The following is a 16,926-nucleotide window of genomic DNA, read 5'->3' as shown; positions in this document are numbered from 1 at the left end:
GGTTACCGCCCGCCGGGTTCCGTGTCGTGCTCGTAGTCGTAGAATCCGGTGTTGTGCTCACGGACGCGATCCTCCCGTAAAGCCCCGTCGCGGTCCCACCGCCAGCTGTTCGTTGTGGCGCGAAACACACCGGAGTGAGGCATCCTTCGCGTTCATCACGCGTCCACGGAAGCGGGAGAAGTGCGCATTGGCGATGACGGAGTGAGGTCAGGAGTGTTGAACAGGGCGAGGAGGCCCCTGCGCGGGTCGCTGTGGACCGCGCTGTCCGTGACGTTGGCGGCCATGCTGCTGGTGTCGGGATGCGGAACCGGTGGGGGATCCGGGGCCGCGGAAACGCAGCCACAGAACGAGACGTCATCGGTGGCCGAGGTCGAGCTGAAACCCGGGTCCGATGCCGAGGGGGTCAATCCCACCGCCCCCGTGAAGGTTTCGGTGCAGCACGGTCGCATCGAGAACGTCACCCTGAAAAACGGCGCGGGGGAGAAGGTCGAAGGCAAGATGGGGGACGACGGCGCGAGCTGGAAGCCCACCGTCGCGCTGGGTTACGACAAGACCTACACGTGGTCCGGTAAGGCGGTCGGCGAGGACGGCAAGGAACTTCCGATCCGGGGCAGCTTCACCACGCTGGATCCGGACAGGACCGTGCGCGCCACGATCAACCCCATCGACAACGAGACGGTCGGTATCGCCATGCCGATCAGCATCAAGTTCGACGCTCCGGTCCAGAACAAGGCAGCCGCGGAGCGCGCGCTCAAGGTCGAGGCGTCCAAGCCCGTCGAGGGGTCGTGGGCCTGGCTCACCGACAAGCAGGTCGACTGGCGGCCCAAGGAGTACTGGCCGGCCCACACCGAGGTCGACGTCGAGGCCGATCTCTACGGCGTGCGCCTCGGTAAGGGCGAGTACGGCACGACGGACCTGACCACCCACTTCACGATCGGGCGGTCCCAGATCGTCAAGGCCAACGTGGACAGCCACCGGATGATCGTCATGCGTGGCGGCGAGCAGGTCGCCAACTATCCGGCCAGCTACGGCAAACCGGAGCCGAACGCGCTGAACACCCCCAACGGCACGTACATGGTCATGGCCAAGCACCCGGTCGAGATCATGGACAACCCGAAGTACGGCTACACCGATGTCGAGAAGAAGTGGGCCGTGCGGATCTCCAACCACGGCGAGTTCATCCACGAGAACGAGAACAACAAGGCCAACATCGGCAAGCGCAACACTTCGCACGGCTGCGTCAACCTCACCAACGCCGACGCCAAGAAGTACTTCGACAGCGCTCTGATCGGCGATCCGGTGGAGGTCACGGGGGCGAGCAAGACCATGCCGCCGCGCTACGCCGTCTACGACTGGATGCTCAGCTGGCAGAAGTGGAAGTCCATGTCCGCCCTGTGACTTCTGGTGTTCCACGGGGCGGCTCGCGTAGGGCACGGGTGGGGGAACCCCAGCCGGCTCGGCCTGCGTGCACGGAGCAAGGCGGCTTCGCCGCTCGCTGAGATGAACCCTGGGAGGCGCGGGCGGCTGAGCGGGGGTTCCGGCGGTGGTGATTGATCCGACCACCACCGCCGGAATGTTTTTCCGCCTTGTGGTGTCGTGACTCGGTGGGTCCGAAACCAGGTTCACGATAGGCGCCAGATGACTTCCACCACACTGCGTATGCGACCTCGGCGGGTCGCCGTGTTCTCGCTGCACACCTCTCCCCTCGAACAGCCGGGTACCGGCGATGCGGGCGGTATGAACGTCTACGTCGTACGGACCGCCGCCCAGCTGGCCGAGCTCGGGACCGAGGTCGAGATATTCACCAGGGCCACTTCGTCGGAGGTTCCGCCGGTGACGGAGCTGTTCCCGGGAGTCACGGTCCGCAATCTCGTGGCGGGTCCCTTCGAGGGACTCGACAAGAACGATCTTCCGGCGCAGTTGTGCACCTTCGCCTCCGCCGTGTTGCGCGTCGAAGCTCACCACGACCCCGGTTACTACGACGTCGTCCACTCGCACTACTGGTTGTCCGGGCAGGTCGGATGGCTGGCCAGGGAACGGTGGGGGGTCCCCCTGGTGCACACCGCCCACACCCTGGCCAAGGTCAAGAACGCCGCCCTGGCCGCCGACGACGATCCGGAACCGAACGTGCGGGTCGTGGGGGAGCAGCAGGTCGTCTCCGACGCCGATCGCCTGGTGGCCAACACCGGCGCGGAAGCCGGGCAACTCGTCGATCTCTACGGCGCCGATCCGGCCGAGGTGTCCACCATCCCTCCCGGCGTCGACCTGAACCGGTTCACTCCGGGCGACCAGGAAACGGCCCGTGACGCGCTCGGCCTGCCGCGCGAGGCTCTCGTGCTGGCGTTCGTGGGCAGGATCCAGCCGCTGAAGGGCCCGGAAGTCCTGTTGCGTTCCGCCGCCGAACTGCTCCGGCGGTATCCCGAACTGCGCAGCAGGTTGCTCGTGCTCGTCGTGGGCGGCCCCTCCGGGAACGGCACGGAAAGACCGGAGGCGTTGCATCGACTCGCCGAGGAACTCGGTATTACCGAGGTGGTGCGGTTTCTGCCGCCGCAGTCCGGCGACGCGCTGGTCGAGGTGTACCGCGCCGCCGACGTGGTGACTGTGCCCAGCTACAACGAATCGTTCGGCTTGGTGGCCCTGGAGGCGCAGGCGTGTGGCACGCCCGTCGTGGCGGCCGCGGTGGGTGGTCTTCCGGTCGCCGTCGCCGACGGTGTCTCGGGACTGCTGGTGTCCGGACACGACGCTGCCGGCTGGGCCGATGCGCTGGGGACGTTGACACTGCGGCCCGAACGGCGCCGGAGGCTGGCCGCGGCGACGACCGCTCACGCGACCAGCTTCTCCTGGAAACATACGACCGAGGCCCTGCTGGATACCTACACGCAGGCGAAGATGGCTTTCAACGCGCGATTTCGGGAGGTGTCGGCGTGAGCGGTACGTGCAAGGACGAGCTCATCACGAGCACGTTGGATTCGAGCTCCCTGGACTACGAGCACCCCGCCGAAGGCAGGTTCTTCGTCACGCTGCCGGGCACCAAGAAGCTCCAGACGAACTGTTGGCTCGTGGTCGCCGAACACGCGCTGGTGGTCGAGGCGTTCGTGTGCAGGCAGCCCGACGAGTCCCACGAGGAGTTCTACCGGTACGTGCTGCGCCGCAACGCCCGGTTGTACGGGGTCCACTACACCCTCGACCCCAGTGGTGACCTGTACCTCATCGGCCGGGTCGGTTTGCACGCGGTGACCGCCGAGGAGCTCGATCGCCTCCTCGGTCAGGTGCTGGAGGCGGCCGACGGCGATTTCAACGCACTGCTGGAGATCGGCTTCGCCACGGCCATCCGGCGCGAGTGGGGTTGGCGGGAGTCGCGGGGTGAGTCCCTGGCGAACCTCCGAGCTTTCCAACAGCTCGTCGAGCGAGACGGGCCCGTACCTCCCCCGTCCGAACGTTGATGCTCACGTGGGGCGGCTCGGGAGAGAGGGGGAGTCGCGAGCTCGAGCCGCCCCACGAGGGGTCCCGCCGTGACGGACCTGCGAGCGGGGGGCTCTCGAGGGTCCGGCGGGTGCACGACTCGACGGGGGAGACGGGTCGTGCACACGCTCTCGCGTGATCGGAGAGTGCGTGGGAGCCGATCGCGGAGAGCGTTGCCAACTTCGCAGAGTCCCGACGTGGCCACAAGGCTCCAACACCGCTCTTTTCGTGTGATGTTTCCCATAAGAAGTAACGTGATGGTGTGAAACCGCCGCGGATGTCCCTTGACAAGGGTCGGAGGCCACAACCGCGATAACGAAGTGGTATTGATCATGTGGCCGAGGCGTGAAAAGTCCGCTGAGCGGTCGCCCCTCGACTCCGGTGCTCGATCGCCGGTTGGGTCCGGGGCGCTCCCCGGCGATAGCCTGAGGCCATGACTGCTGTCGGGACACTGGTGCTGCTGCGGCACGGCGAAAGCACCTGGAACGCCGAGAACCTGTTCACCGGTTGGGTGGACGTCCCCCTGTCGGCCAAGGGCAGGGAGGAGGTCCGTCGTGGTGGTGAGCTGATCCGCGATAGCGGTGTGCTCCCGGACGTCGTGCACACCTCGTTGCTGCGCCGAGCCATCGACACCGCCAACATCGCCCTGGACGTCGCCGACCGACACTGGATCCCGGTGCGGCGGGACTGGAGGCTCAACGAGCGCCATTACGGGGCCCTGCAGGGCAAGAACAAGAAACAGACGCTCGACCGCTACGGCGAGGAGCAGTTCATGCTCTGGCGTCGTTCCTACGACACCCCGCCGCCGGAGATCGATCCGAGTGACGAGTACAGCCAGGAGGACGACCCGCGCTACGCCGGGCTCGGCTCCGAGATGCCCCGCACCGAGTGCCTCGCCGACGTAGTGGCGAGGCTCCTGCCCTACTGGGAGTCGTCGATCGTTCCCGACCTGCGCGCGGGCCGGACGGTCCTGCTGGCCGCGCACGGCAACTCGCTGCGTGCGCTGGTCAAGCACCTCGACGGTGTCTCCGAGGAGGACATCTCCGGGCTCAACATCCCCACGGGGATCCCGCTGCGCTATGACCTGGACAGCGCGCTGAGCCCGACCAACCCCGGTGGCACTTACCTCGACCCGGAAGCGGCCGCGACCGCGGCGGCCTCGGTGGCCCAACAGGGGCGGTGAGAGCGCGGTTTTCGAATCCGGATTCGAAAACCGCTCCGGCGGACCGGTGGCAGTGGCGTCGACGTGCCCGGCACGTTCACTCGCCGGGGGTATCCGGGGTGCGTGAACCGTGGGAAGTTCTTCGGTGAACGGGAAGTGAAATAACCCACTGATGGGTGTCACGGGTATCACTGAATGGCCATACAGGCTGGCCTCGACCTGCCCGAACCTGCTTACGATGCGGGTGTGAGCGTATTGGGCTACATCGCCCTGGTGGTCGGCGTCCTGGCACTCGGTCTGGTGGGCGGTTACTGGCTCGCCCGAGCCGGTAACCGCTACGAACACAAACGATCGCGCGGCCCCACCGTCGCCGACCTGCTGCAGCGGCTGGTGCACTCCACCAACAACGGCATCGTGGTGCTCAACAAGTTCGGCGACGTGGTGCTGCACAACCCACGGGCCGACGAACTCGGCTTCATCCGGGACAACCAACCCGACGCTCGTGCCCGCAAGGCCGCGGAGCAAGCTCTCGACAGCGGTGAGCGGGTGGCCGTGGACCTGTCGCCGCTCTCCAAGACGACGCTGCGCGGGCGGACGCCCGCCGCCGTGCTCGGCGAGGTGCGGCCGCTCGGAGACGGGTTCACGGTCGTCGACGCGGGTGACGAGTCCGACGCCGTCCGACTGGAGGCCACCCGTCGGGATTTCGTGGCCAACGTCAGCCACGAGCTCAAGACTCCGGTCGGTGCCCTGGCCCTGCTCGCGGAAGCGGTGCTGGACGCCGCCGACGACGCCGAAGAGGTCCGGCGCTTCTCCACCAAGATCCTGCACGAGTCGACGCGCCTGGGCACCCTGGTTTCCGAGCTGATCGCTCTCTCCCGCCTGCAGGGCGCCGAACGGCTGCCCGAACTCACCACGGTCGAGGTCGACGACGTGGTCGACGAGGCCCTCGGGCGCAGCCGGGTCGCCGCGGACTCCGCCGGCATCGAGATCGCCGTGGACGAGCCGAGCGGGCTGCTCATCGACGGCGACCGCACGTTGCTGGTGACCGCACTGAGCAATCTGATCGACAACGCGATTTCCTACTCGCCACCCCAGAGCCCGGTCTCGATCAGCAGGAGACACACCGGGGACTTCGTCGAGATCGCCGTCACCGACCGGGGTATCGGCATCGATCCCGAGGATCAACAGCGTGTCTTCGAGCGGTTCTACCGGGTGGATCCGGCCCGCTCCCGGGCGACCGGGGGGACCGGCCTGGGTCTGGCCATCGTCAAACACGTCGCCGCCAACCACGGCGGCGAGGTGAAGTTGTGGAGCCGGTCCGGAACCGGTTCCACCTTCACACTGAGGGTGCCTCAGCACAGCGCGCCCACAGCTGAAGCGGCACCGGCAGCAGCCGAGAACTCGGTGCTTTCGGACAGTGACAGTACGGACGGGGCCGCAGCCGTCGAAACGGGAGGAGTCCGGTGACCAGGGTGCTGATCGTGGAGGACGAGGAGTCCTTCGCCGACCCGCTAGCCTTCATGCTTCGCAAGGAGGGTTTCACCGCCGCGGTGGCCACCGACGGCCAGGAGGCCTTGGAGGAGTTCGACCGCAACGGTGCCGACATCGTCCTGCTCGATCTCATGCTGCCCGGCATGAGTGGCACCGACGTGTGCAAGCAGATCAGGCAGCGCTCCGCGGTACCAGTGATCATGGTTACGGCGCGGGACGCCGAGATCGACAAGGTAGTCGGTCTCGAGCTCGGTGCCGACGACTACGTCACCAAGCCCTATTCGGCGCGGGAGCTCATCGCACGGGTCCGTGCCGTGCTTCGGCGTGGCGGAGAAGCCGAGGAGCCGCAGTCGCAGGCGTTGGAGGCCGGCCCCGTTCGGATGGACGTCGAGCGCCATGTGGTGACCGTCTCCGGGGAGGAGATCAGCCTGCCGCTCAAGGAGTTCGACCTGCTCGAATACCTGCTGCGCAACGTCGGTCGCGTTCTCACGCGCGGACAGCTGATCGACCGGGTGTGGGGAGCGGATTACGTTGGTGACACCAAGACGCTGGACGTGCACATCAAGCGACTGCGCTCCAAGCTGGAACCCGATCCCGCCGAACCTTCCCACCTCGTCACCGTGCGGGGGCTGGGATACAAGTTCGAGGTCTGACGGTGCGCGGTATCCAGGGTTTTCGGGGGTCTTCCCCCCACGGGGCGGTATCCGGTCGGACGGCGCCCGGTAACGTGGTCTCTCATGCGCCTAGGGGTGCTTGACGTCGGATCGAACACCGTCCACCTGCTCGTGGTGGACGCGCACCGTGGTGCGCATCCGACTCCGATGAACTCAGAGAAGACGGTCCTGCGGCTTTCCGATCGGATCGGGGGAACCGGTCTGCTCTCCGACGAGGACACCGACGAACTCGTGCGTGCCGTCGCGGCGGCGCGAGAGTCCGCTCTGCGGTTCGGTTGCGAGGACGTCATGGCCTTCGCGACCTCGGCGATCCGTGAAGCCGACAACTCCGCCGCGGTCCTCGAGAGGGTGCGTGACGAGGCCGGCCTCGGTCTCGAGGTGCTGTCGGGCGAGGCCGAGGCACGGTTGACCTTCCTGGCCGCCCGCCGTTGGTACGGCTGGTCGGCGGGCAGGCTGCTGCTGCTCGACATCGGAGGCGGTTCACTGGAGATGGCGATCGGGATCGACGAACAGCCCGAGCTGGCCACTTCCCTGCCGCTCGGTGCCGGTCGGTTGGCTCGAACCAAGCTGACCCAGGATCCTCCCAGCCGGGAGGAGGTCACTCGGCTGAGTGGCTGGGTTGACTCCCAACTCGCCGAGTCCGCGGAAAGGTTTCGGGAGACGGGGGCTCCGGACCGCGTCGTGGCCACTTCCAAGACCTTTCGAACACTGGCACGTTTGACCGGTGCCGCTCCGCCTTCGGCGGGGCCCCGGGTCCGGCGGACCCTCACCGACACGGGACTGCGCCAGTTGCTCGCCTTCATCACCCGCATGTCATCGCCGGACCTGGCAGGGTTGGACGGAGTCAGCAGTGCACGTGCACATCAGCTGGTCAGCGGGGGAATCGTGGCGGAGAGCACCATGCGAGCGTTGTCACTCGGGGAACTCGACATCTGCCCCTGGGCGTTGCGTGAGGGAGTGATCCTGCGCCGGTTGGATCACTCCAACGGTGAAGATCCCACGGTCGCGCTGCTGGGAGGGCGGACTGGTGGCGACCGGCCGACGGATCAAGAAACTGGACGGAAGGCCCAGCACGGGGCACGGTGGAAACGATGAGTCGGGACAGTGGGTCCGAGGATCCCAGCAAGCGCACCGTCGCGGAGTTGCTTGCCGAACACGGTGGCGGCGGTTCGCAGCGCAACGCGCGTCGTCGTCGCAGGCGTGCGGAGGATCCCACCGAAACTGCTCCACAGACCATCATCGACCGCGTGGTCTCCGACAGCGGGCGGATGCGTCCCATCCCCGCGGAGGAGGAAGCGGCCGAGGGCACCACGGACCAGCAACAGCCTCCGGCCACCGAGGAGGCCCAGTCCCCGCCCGCTTCGCCGGTGCCGCAGTCCGAGCCGGAGGGGGCCGACAACACCGAGGGAGCTCCCGCTCCACAGCCCGACGCCGATTTCTGGGCCCGCCGGTTCTCGGCGGCGGGAAGCGCCCCGGAGGGGGAGCGGCAACCGGAGCACGACACCGGTCGTCGGGCGGCCGCTCCGGCGCCGTCCGAGTCCGAGATCACCGTGCAGCAGCCGGCCCTGCCGAAGCGACCCGCTCGCGGGCAGGGTCCGGTAACACCCGCACCGCCACGTGCGGTTTCGAACGAGTCACCCACTCAGGCGGTCCCGATCCCGCCCGTCCCCGAGGACGGACCCCCGCGCGTCGGCGACACCTTCACGGCACAGGGCAACACCGTGGAGTCCACGGAGCAGTTCCCCCCGGTGGAGGGAACACTTGCTCCCGAGGCCACCGCGTCGGCGGACGTGGCCGCCCCGCCGGCCTATCCCCCGGAGGGGCAGGGGAGCCCCGCCCTCGAAGACGATTCCGAAGACCCCTACGACTCGTTGTCCTACGAAGCCGACCACGACGTCTACACGGCCGACTACGACGACTTCGATGACGACGACGGCGACTACGACGATTTCGACGACGACGTCGACGACGCGTACGACCCGGATCTTCCGGCCGGCATGGACGCCGAGGACTACCTCGAAGACGAGGCCGAGGAAGAGGAATCGGAGCGTACGCCGGTCAAGGAATGGTTGCTGCTGATCACCCAGGGCGGCGTCGGGCTGCTCACGGGCGGGCTCGTGTGGCTCGGATTCCGGTGGCTGTGGACGGTCATCCCCCTCGCCGCCCTGATCGCCGCGGTCATTATCATCGGTGCCCTGGTGTTCATCGCCCGTCGATTCCTGCGGACCGATGACCTGCAGACCGTCCTCCTCGCGGTGCTCGTCGGCCTGATCTGCACGGTTTCACCCGCGGCCCTGCTCCTGATCGGGTACTGATGACCGTCCGGCGACGCTGGGGAGCTGCTATTTCGACTTGTCCGCGGTACGGCTTCCGGAATTCCCGTACCGGGTGTGAGCTTGGCGGAACATGACTCGGGAAACAACCTCCACAGACGGTGTCGAACCTTGTCGGGGGCCCATCCAGATCGCGCTGTCCAGCGCGTCGGTGTGGCCGCAACCGGCGCGCGCGGCGTTCGAGATGGCCGCGGACCTCGGCTATGACGGTGTCGAGGTCATGGTGTGGGCCGACGCGGTCAGTCAGGACGTGGCGGCATTGCGGCGCCTGTCCGAGCAGTACGGTGTTCCCGTACTAGCCGTTCACGCACCGTGTTTGCTTATTACGCAGCGGGTGTGGTCCTCCGAGCCGGAAGAGCGACTCCGCAAGTCCGTGGTCGCTGCCAGTGATCTGGGGGCCTCCACCGTCGTGGTACATCCGCCCTTTCGCTGGCAGCGTCGCTACGCCGACAACTTCGCCGAGTTGGTAGCCGACCTCGAGGAAACCAGCGGGATCAAGATCGCGGTGGAAAACATGTTCCCGGTGCGGCCTCCCCGCGGTTGGAACAGGATCCGGGGGCGCACCGGTGGTCTGTCGGCCTTCCGGCCCTCGCCGGATCCGACCGAGGTCGGCTACCGCAACTACACGTTGGACTTGTCGCACGCCGCCGCGGCACACGCCGACGCCATCGAGCTGATGAAGCGGATGGGGGACGGGCTCACCCACGTCCATCTCGCGGACGGCACGGGAGCATCGCGCGACGAACACCTCGTCCCCGGACACGGCAAGCAGCCCTGCGCCGACGTCTGTGAAGCACTGGCTTCGGGCGGGTTCACCGGAACGGTCGTACTCGAGGTCAACACCCGCAAGGCCAAAAATCCGCAACAGCGCGCCGCGCAACTGGCGGAAGCTCTGCTCTTCGCGCGGTTGCATCTCGAGCCCTTGCGTAGCTGAGTCGTCACGGCATCCTCGTGGAGCGGCCCCGTGCGAGTGCTGCTTTCGCGGAGGCGTGGTGCGCCGTGGAACGAACACGGGGAGCAAGCGACCGGTTCCGAACTCTCAGCGGCCACGAGTATCCCGTCACTCGTCCAGGTATGTCGCTTGGCGAAGGTGCATCACTCTGTTCCTGGTGTTCCTCTTAGTTGTAGCAACGGTACGTGTGCCGCCAGGAGGACAGCTCGATGGATGACGGATCAGCGGTGGTACCCGGCGAAATGTCGAGCAGGGAACTGCTCGACGGACTCCCAGCGCTACGATGGAGCATCGAGCGCATGGAAGCGCGGTTACTGGAGCAACTCGCCGAAATCGACAGGCGGCGGGCCTACGAGGAGGACGGCGCGGTCACCGCTGTCGCCTGGCTGCGGAGCAGCTGTCGACTGGACAGCCGGCGTGCGGGGCAGTTGGTACGACTTGCCCGAGCCGGTGGAGCCCATCCCGAACTGCGTGACGCCCAGCTGCGGGGTGACATCAGCGGCGACGAAGCTCAGCGGATTTCCCGAGGTACCGAGACTTACCATCGTGATCTACAGCGACGCGGCGCGAGTGAGAACGTGGCCGCGGAGGAAGTCGACGACCTACGGAACGAGCTGATCGAGACGGCGATACACGGCGAAGGCTCGGGTGGGCTACGCCGCACGATCGACTCTCGTCGTCATCGACTCGCAGCCAGTTCCATGGCGTTCGACGAATGGGCAGCTTTTCAGCAGCGCGAACTACACTTCTACACCACTTTTGACGGTATGGTCGATGTCCGCGGTACTTTGGATCCCGGTACGGCGGCCACCGTACGCAGTGCCATCGAAGCCTTGAATCGGCTGCCGTCCGCTTCGAACGAACTCACAGCGGCACAGCGCCGAGCTGATGCGCTGGCTCACCTGGCCAAGGAGGCGTTGGATCGTGGTGATCTGCCCAGGAGCGAAGGACAAAGGCCCCATGTGACTGTGACCGTCAGTGAGCGAACTCTTCGTGATGACAATTCCCGGCAGGGTGCGCTCCCCGGTGAATTGCGGGGGCAGGGGCCGTGTAGTGGAGACACCGCCCGACTCTTCGCTTGCGATGGTGAGGTCACCCGTCTGGTGCACGGGCCGGACTCGGAGCCGACAGACCTTGGCAGGGCCACTCGAGTGATCTCGAAAACGCTGCGCAAAGCGCTTGATGTCCGTGACGGCGGATGTGTTCATTCGAACTGTGACAGGCCGCCGGATTGGTGCGATGCGCACCACGTGAAGCATTGGGCCCAAGGTGGGCGAACCGATCTGGACAATCTCGTCCTGCTTTGTCGTCGACACCACGTCGCGACGCATCTCAAAGGCGGTCCGTCGGAGTGGCGGGCTGGAAAGCTGGTCGCCGGTGAGCTGACGGAAGACCACAAGCAACCCGGCGCCCCCGTGGATGGCTCGGTGAGCCGCGGTGGTGATGACACCGGGTGACGACGGGTGGGGGTAGGCTGTGACCCTTCGCTGCTCTGGCACCCTGACCGGCATGATGACGATCGCCGTGCTCGGGGCTGGAAAGATCGGTGAATCACTGCTTTCCGGGTTGCTACAAGCTGGTTACGCACCGAGTCAACTGATGTTTACCGAGCGTTACACGCAGCGGGCGTCGGAGCTGGAGCATCAGTACGGTGTCGACCATACCGATGTCGTCTCGGCGGCACGTCACGCAGATGTTCTGATCATCGCGGTCAAGCCGCAGGACATCGAGCCGTTGCTGGACGAGTTGTGCCCGTACGTCGCTCCGAGCAAACTCGTTGTTTCGTTGTGCGCAGGTCTTCCGACGGCGATGTTCGAGCAGCGGCTGGCAGCGGGGACACCTGTTGTGCGGGTTATGCCGAACACCCCCATGCTCGTGGGTGAAGCGATGAGTGTCGTCTCCGGCGGTACTTGTGCGCAGGAAACACATTTGGATCTCGCCGAAGAGCTCCTCGGGTGCGTCGGAAGTGTGGTGCGAGTACCAGAGTCCCAGCAGGATGTGGTCACCGCCTTGTCCGGATCGGGGCCGGCGTACTTCTTCTACCTGATCGAGTCCATGATCGATGCGGGTGTTCTGCTGGGATTGCCACGTGCCGTGGCCGGCCGACTCATCGTGCAAACAGCGGTCGGTTCCGCCGCTATGCTCCGGGAAGGCGAAGGGCATCCAACGATCATGCGGGAGGGAGTGAGCTCACCCGGTGGCACTACGGTCGCCGGTATTCGAGAACTCGAGAAGCACGGTGTGCGTGCGGCACTGATCGACGCGGTCGAAGCGGCGCACGATCGTTCGGTAGAGCTGGGACGTGTCCACGAGGACGGCGAACCGGGGGAGTGAGAACCCGGGAAATGGTTACCGTGGAATAGCACGGTATGTCTTTTTCGTTCCTGCGTGGCTTGTGCTGCTCGGGGGATCCGATGTGCTCGCAGCGTCCGAGTCCTTTATGCTGGTCGACGGACTCGGCGGGTAAGCAGATTCGCGAGTGCGTGGGTACGACGGATTATGGATGTTCTCGGAGCACGTCCTGCTGTCGCCCCGGATCGTGAAATGGAAGCATATTTCTGGTTGCGGCGGGGCGGTATTGGCAGCCCGGCTCGGGACCGGACCGCTCAGCTCTGTGCGACATCGTGCTACAACCCAAAGGGGTTTACCTGGCCGACACCCGGGAGACCTTGGTCCCAAGTTCATGGTGCTTGCGGCGGTAACATCGTCAGCGCGCGTGCACGCTCGCGACTCGTGCTCGGCACAGTCCGGGGAAGGACCAAGGAGGCATGGGGTGCCGAACGTTGTGCTTGTTACCGGTGTCGGTCGGTTCCTCGGTGGCTATCTTGCCTCTCGACTCGCGGTCGATCCCGGTATAGATCGTGTGCTGGGGGTGGACACCGTCGCACCCCCCAGGGACCTGCTTCGCCGGATGGGGCGTGCGGAGTTCGTGCGTGCGGACATCCGTAATCCATTGATCGCCAAGATCATCACGAGTGCCAAGGTGGATACGGTGGTGCACACGTCGATGAGCTCACAAGGGGCGACCGCACGTGCGGACATGAAAGAAATGAACGTCATCGGTACCATGCAGCTGCTGGCAGCGTGCCAGCAATCTTCGTGGATACGTAAGATAGTGGTGAAATCGACCAGTGCGGTGTATGGTGTGAGTCCACGTGATCCTGCGATTTTCACCGAGGATATGGAACCCAAGGAACTGCCCTCCTCGGGCTACGCGAAGGATGCTGTCGAGATCGAGGAGTACGTACGTGGGTTCGCCCGCCGACGCCCGGACGTGGACATCACTACACTGCGTTTCACCGATCTCGTGGGGCCCCGGATCGACGACATGATCACTCGGTACTTCGGTTTGCCGGTGATCCCGACGGTGCTCGGTTATGATGCTCGCCTGCAAATGCTGCATTCAGAGGATGCCCTGACCGTTCTGGAGCGTTCCGTCGTGGATGATGTTCCCGGTGTCTTCAATGTCGGGGGCGACGGAATTCTCATGCTTTCGCAGGCGATCAGACGTGCCGGCAGGGTTTCGGTTCCTGTGCCCGGGTTGGCCGTTTCTTCGCTGAAGAGCGCGCTCGGGGGGATGCAAAATTATGCTCTTCCGTCCGGGTGGATGCAATTCCTGAACTTCGGTCGTGTGGTGGACACCACCAAGATGCGAAAAAGATTTGATTTCGAGCCGCGCTGGACGACGCGACAGGCTTTCGATGATTTTGTGAACGGGCGAGGGCTGCGACCGTGGTTGTCCCACGAGCAGGTGACTTCTGTGGAGCACGGTGTCAACGACGCGGTCGCGCGGATTCATCGGGGGAGAAACAATGCCTGACGCCAAAGTGATTCCGATGTGCTCGGGAGGTTCGGACATTCCGGGAGGTGACGAGGCCGGTCGCCGTCGGAGTGCCTCGAGCACTGCAGTGGGCGACGATGAGCGCTCCACTGCTGGTCAGGACGGAGTGCTGTCCGACGAGGCCGTCGCCGAAGCCCTGGCGTTCGTGCGCAGGAGGGTACTCGGTGATTACGGGGTCGACGAGTTCGGTTTCGACCCGGATTTGACCGACCATGTTTTCCTGCCGATGTTGCGTCCCCTCTACCGGAGTTGGTTTCGTGTGGAGGCCACGGGGCTGCATCATGTGCCAAGCGAGTCCGGTGCCTTGATCGTGGCCAACCATTCCGGAACATTACCTTGGGATGCTTTGATGACCACGGTGGCCCTTCGCGATCACCATGCAGTCGGACGCTACTTGCGTATGCTGGGTGCGGACCTGGTTTTTCAACTTCCCATGGTCGGCACTTTGGCTCGTAAGACGGGGCAGACGCTGGCGTGTAATCCTGATGCGGAAAGGCTCCTCGGGGGCGGAGACCTGGTGGGTGTGTGGCCGGAGGGGTTCAAGGGGATCGGAAAGCCCTTCAGCGATCGGTACAAGTTGCAACGCTTCGGCCGTGGTGGCTTCGTCGCGGCGGCGATGCGTACCGGTTCCCCCATAGTGCCTTGCTCGATCGTCGGGGCGGAGGAGATTTATCCGAAGCTTGCCGACGTGCAACCGCTCGCACGTCTGCTGGGGCTTCCCTACTTTCCGGTGACTCCCTTCTTTCCGCATCTTGGTCCGCTCGGAACCGTGCCGCTTCCGACGAAATGGTACATCGAGTTCGGTGAGCCGATCGATACGACTTCCTACTCGCGGGGCGCCGAGCACGACCCCATGTTGATATTCAACCTGAGTGATCAGGTCCGCGAAACGATACAGCAAACTCTGTATCGTTTGCTCGCGCAGCGCCGAAGCGTGTTCTTCGGATAGTTCGAAAATTCTCCACCGGTTCGTGCGGCCCTCACGGGGAAGTTGGATCGAGGCGGACGAACCGCGTGTTTCGCGCTGGCCGAATTCACCCGAGCCGATCGCGGAAGGGAATCGGGGTGTGGTCCCGGCGACGGTAGGCGAGCCCTGCCGCTACGGCTCCGGCCACGGCACTGGCGCCGAGCATCGAACGTGCTCCGATCCGTGCGGCTTTACGCCCGGTACGGAAGTCCCTGACTTCCCACCCCCGGGAGCGGGCGGCTTCGCGAAGTCGTTGGTCGGGATTGACGGCTACTGCCGTACCGACGGCGGACAGCATGGGGACGTCGTTGGAGGAGTCGGAGTAGGCCGTGCACCTTCTGAGATCGAGGCCTTCGCTTGCGGCCAGGGCGCGAACGGCGTGAGCCTTGGCTCTGCCGTGAAGCATCTCCCCGACCAGTCGGCCGGTGTAAAGACCGTTCGCGTTCTCGGCGACAGTTCCCAGGGCACCGGTCAGTCCCAGCCGACGAGCGATGATCTGTGCGAGCTCGACCGGTGTGGCTGTCACCAGCCAGACCCGTTGACCGGCGTCGAGATGCATCTGAGCGAGTGCCCGTGTACCGGCCCATATGCGGTCCGCCATGAGCTCGTCGTATATCTCCTCGCTGAGCGTGACCAGTTTGGCCACATCGCGCCCGGCGACGAAGGACAGCGCTTGTTCGCGACTCGTCCGAACCGCTTCGGGGCTTTCCGCGCCACCAACACGAAACTTGATCTGTTGCCACGCGAATCCAGCCAGGTCAGCGGCCTTGAAGAACTTGCGAGCAGCCAGCCCTCGCGCGAAGTGGAAGAGCGAAGCACCCATCATCATCGTGTTGTCCACGTCGAAGAACGCGGCCGCGGTGAGATCCTGGGGGGCGTCGGGGGGACCGTCGGTGTCGGGTGCCGCGGCGACAGCTGCTTTGGCCGAGGCGCGTCCGGCAAGTTTGGCGCTGTCGAGCATTGCCGGGTCGCCCGGCGTGGGTGTGTCGTACTGTCCGCGATCTTGATTCGCGCCATCGGCTGAGCCTTGCCGTATCGGCACCGCCGCGCCTCCCGATTTTCCTCCGGCGTGTTTCGTGTCTTTGTTCCGTGTGTTCTTCGAGCTTTGTGAACACCTGCTGACCGGACTGAGCCGTCCGTTCGGCAGGCCCCTAGCTTAGAGCCCGTGACCGTGTGGTTTGTTGACCCACTCGGGCGTTGGTTCCCACTCGCCCGAATGGGATGAGTCACGGATGCGGCGCTGTCACATGTCGTCCGGAAGCAGTTGGGCGAGACGCCTGACGGCACGGTGCTGGAGAGCTTTGACGGCACCCTCGTTGCGGTCCATGAGTCCGGCGGTCTCGCTGACGGACAGACCCCGGAGGAACCGGAGTCGGATGCACTCGCGTTGGTCGTGATTGAGCAGTCGGATGCAGTGCACCAACTCACGATGTGTGGTTTCGGTCAGGAGCCGATGTTCCGGCCCGCTTTCCTGCTGCCTTCCCGTGGATGGGGTGTCGGTGAGGTCGGCGGTGGGCACCTCGAGGCGGTGCCGGCTCGATTTGACGTGGTCCAGGACGAGGTTCTTGGCGATGGTGATGAACCAGGCGGCGACGTCGCGGCCCTGGTAACTGACCGCGGTGATGCGGCGCAGCGCTCGGAGGAAGGTCTCACTGGTGATGTCTTCGGCGAGGCAGTGGTCGCTGACCCTGACCAGGACGTAGCGGTAGACCAGCTGGGCGTACTGGCCGTATAGCTCGCCGAAAGCATCGTTGTCGCCGTTTTGCGCCGCTCGTACGCGCGTCCAGTTCTCGGCGGACGATCGTGTTTCGTGTTGCTGGGCCGGTGACGTCGTGGTCGTGCGATGGGAAGCGGTTCGTGCGTGGGGTGGCCCCAGCGTGTTGGTGTTGCTCATCACCTCGACCGGCCTTCCGTCCGTGAGTGATCTTGACCGACGGTCGTGTGCGTGGACAGGCGTGGAGACGCGGTCTCGGGTGGGAGCGAACCGTGGTCCGGAACATGCGTGGGTCCCCTGGCGTCGTATGCGGACGTGCCGACCTGCCCG

The 16,926-nt window shown here is 65.4% G+C and carries 15 protein-coding genes; 13 read left to right on the top strand and 2 right to left on the bottom strand.

From position 1 onward, the window contains the following. Positions 1-213: 213 nt before the first annotated feature. From FHX42_RS22055 to FHX42_RS21995, 13 genes are all read left to right on the top strand, one after another. Positions 214-1,398 carry a L,D-transpeptidase gene (locus FHX42_RS22055; RefSeq protein ID WP_407926311.1) on the top strand — a complete coding sequence of 395 codons (1,185 nt, stop codon included), beginning with the start codon at positions 214-216 and terminating at the stop codon, positions 1,396-1,398. A 240-nt stretch (positions 1,399-1,638) separates the two neighbouring features. Next, the gene (gene mshA / locus FHX42_RS22050) at positions 1,639-2,928 is read left to right on the top strand and encodes a D-inositol-3-phosphate glycosyltransferase (protein ID WP_182546358.1); all 1,290 of its coding nucleotides are present in this window, start codon (positions 1,639-1,641) and stop codon (positions 2,926-2,928) included. Further along, positions 2,925-3,443 (top strand): type III secretion system chaperone family protein, encoded by a 519-nt coding sequence (locus tag FHX42_RS22045; protein WP_182546357.1) that lies wholly within the window; start codon positions 2,925-2,927, stop codon positions 3,441-3,443. The genes mshA and FHX42_RS22045 overlap by 4 nt, the downstream gene beginning before the upstream one ends. Before the next feature lie 452 nt (positions 3,444-3,895). Continuing rightward, positions 3,896-4,645, top strand: a complete 750-nt coding sequence (locus FHX42_RS22040) for a phosphoglyceromutase (protein ID WP_182546356.1) — start codon at positions 3,896-3,898, stop codon at positions 4,643-4,645. Between the two features lie 225 nt (positions 4,646-4,870). Then, positions 4,871-6,091 carry a sensor histidine kinase gene (locus FHX42_RS22035; RefSeq protein ID WP_182546355.1) on the top strand — a complete coding sequence of 407 codons (1,221 nt, stop codon included), beginning with the start codon at positions 4,871-4,873 and terminating at the stop codon, positions 6,089-6,091. Continuing rightward, the gene (locus FHX42_RS22030) at positions 6,088-6,768 is read left to right on the top strand and encodes a response regulator transcription factor (protein ID WP_182546354.1); all 681 of its coding nucleotides are present in this window, start codon (positions 6,088-6,090) and stop codon (positions 6,766-6,768) included. Before FHX42_RS22035 ends, FHX42_RS22030 begins: the two co-directional genes overlap by 4 nt. A gap of 84 nt (positions 6,769-6,852) precedes the next feature. Next, entirely contained in the window at positions 6,853-7,884 is a 1,032-nt protein-coding gene (locus FHX42_RS22025; RefSeq protein ID WP_182546353.1) for a Ppx/GppA phosphatase family protein, read from the top strand. Continuing rightward, a complete protein-coding gene (locus FHX42_RS22020; protein ID WP_182546352.1) occupies positions 7,881-9,104 on the top strand; it encodes a hypothetical protein in 1,224 nt (407 codons plus the stop codon). The genes FHX42_RS22025 and FHX42_RS22020 overlap by 4 nt, the downstream gene beginning before the upstream one ends. A gap of 91 nt (positions 9,105-9,195) precedes the next feature. After that, a complete protein-coding gene (locus tag FHX42_RS22015; RefSeq protein ID WP_182546351.1) occupies positions 9,196-10,056 on the top strand; it encodes a sugar phosphate isomerase/epimerase family protein in 861 nt (286 codons plus the stop codon). Positions 10,057-10,283: 227 nt separating this feature from the next. Beyond that, positions 10,284-11,531, top strand: a complete 1,248-nt coding sequence (locus tag FHX42_RS22010; RefSeq protein ID WP_182546350.1) for an HNH endonuclease signature motif containing protein — start codon at positions 10,284-10,286, stop codon at positions 11,529-11,531. A gap of 52 nt (positions 11,532-11,583) precedes the next feature. Continuing rightward, positions 11,584-12,408 carry a pyrroline-5-carboxylate reductase gene (gene proC, locus FHX42_RS22005; RefSeq protein ID WP_182546349.1) on the top strand — a complete coding sequence of 275 codons (825 nt, stop codon included), beginning with the start codon at positions 11,584-11,586 and terminating at the stop codon, positions 12,406-12,408. A 439-nt stretch (positions 12,409-12,847) separates the two neighbouring features. Further along, positions 12,848-13,894 (top strand): NAD-dependent epimerase/dehydratase family protein, encoded by a 1,047-nt coding sequence (locus FHX42_RS22000; protein WP_328796637.1) that lies wholly within the window; start codon positions 12,848-12,850, stop codon positions 13,892-13,894. Next, entirely contained in the window at positions 13,887-14,864 is a 978-nt protein-coding gene (locus FHX42_RS21995) for a lysophospholipid acyltransferase family protein (RefSeq protein WP_182546347.1), read from the top strand. The genes FHX42_RS22000 and FHX42_RS21995 overlap by 8 nt, the downstream gene beginning before the upstream one ends. 85 nt (positions 14,865-14,949) lie before the next feature. Here the strand turns inward: FHX42_RS21995 and FHX42_RS21990 are convergent, their stop codons facing one another. Next, positions 14,950-15,843, bottom strand: a complete 894-nt coding sequence (locus tag FHX42_RS21990; RefSeq protein WP_182546346.1) for an HAD family hydrolase — start codon at positions 15,841-15,843, stop codon at positions 14,950-14,952. A 282-nt stretch (positions 15,844-16,125) separates the two neighbouring features. Continuing rightward, the gene (locus FHX42_RS21985) at positions 16,126-16,776 is read right to left on the bottom strand and encodes a sigma-70 family RNA polymerase sigma factor (RefSeq protein WP_182546345.1); all 651 of its coding nucleotides are present in this window, start codon (positions 16,774-16,776) and stop codon (positions 16,126-16,128) included. Positions 16,777-16,926 lie beyond the last annotated feature (150 nt).

The sequence above is a fragment of the Halosaccharopolyspora lacisalsi genome (assembly GCF_014137975.1).
GTDB lineage: Bacteria > Actinomycetota > Actinomycetes > Mycobacteriales > Pseudonocardiaceae > Halosaccharopolyspora > Halosaccharopolyspora lacisalsi.
The sequence above is the reverse complement of the archived record's forward strand: the minus strand, read 5'-3'. Positions and strand labels throughout refer to the sequence as shown.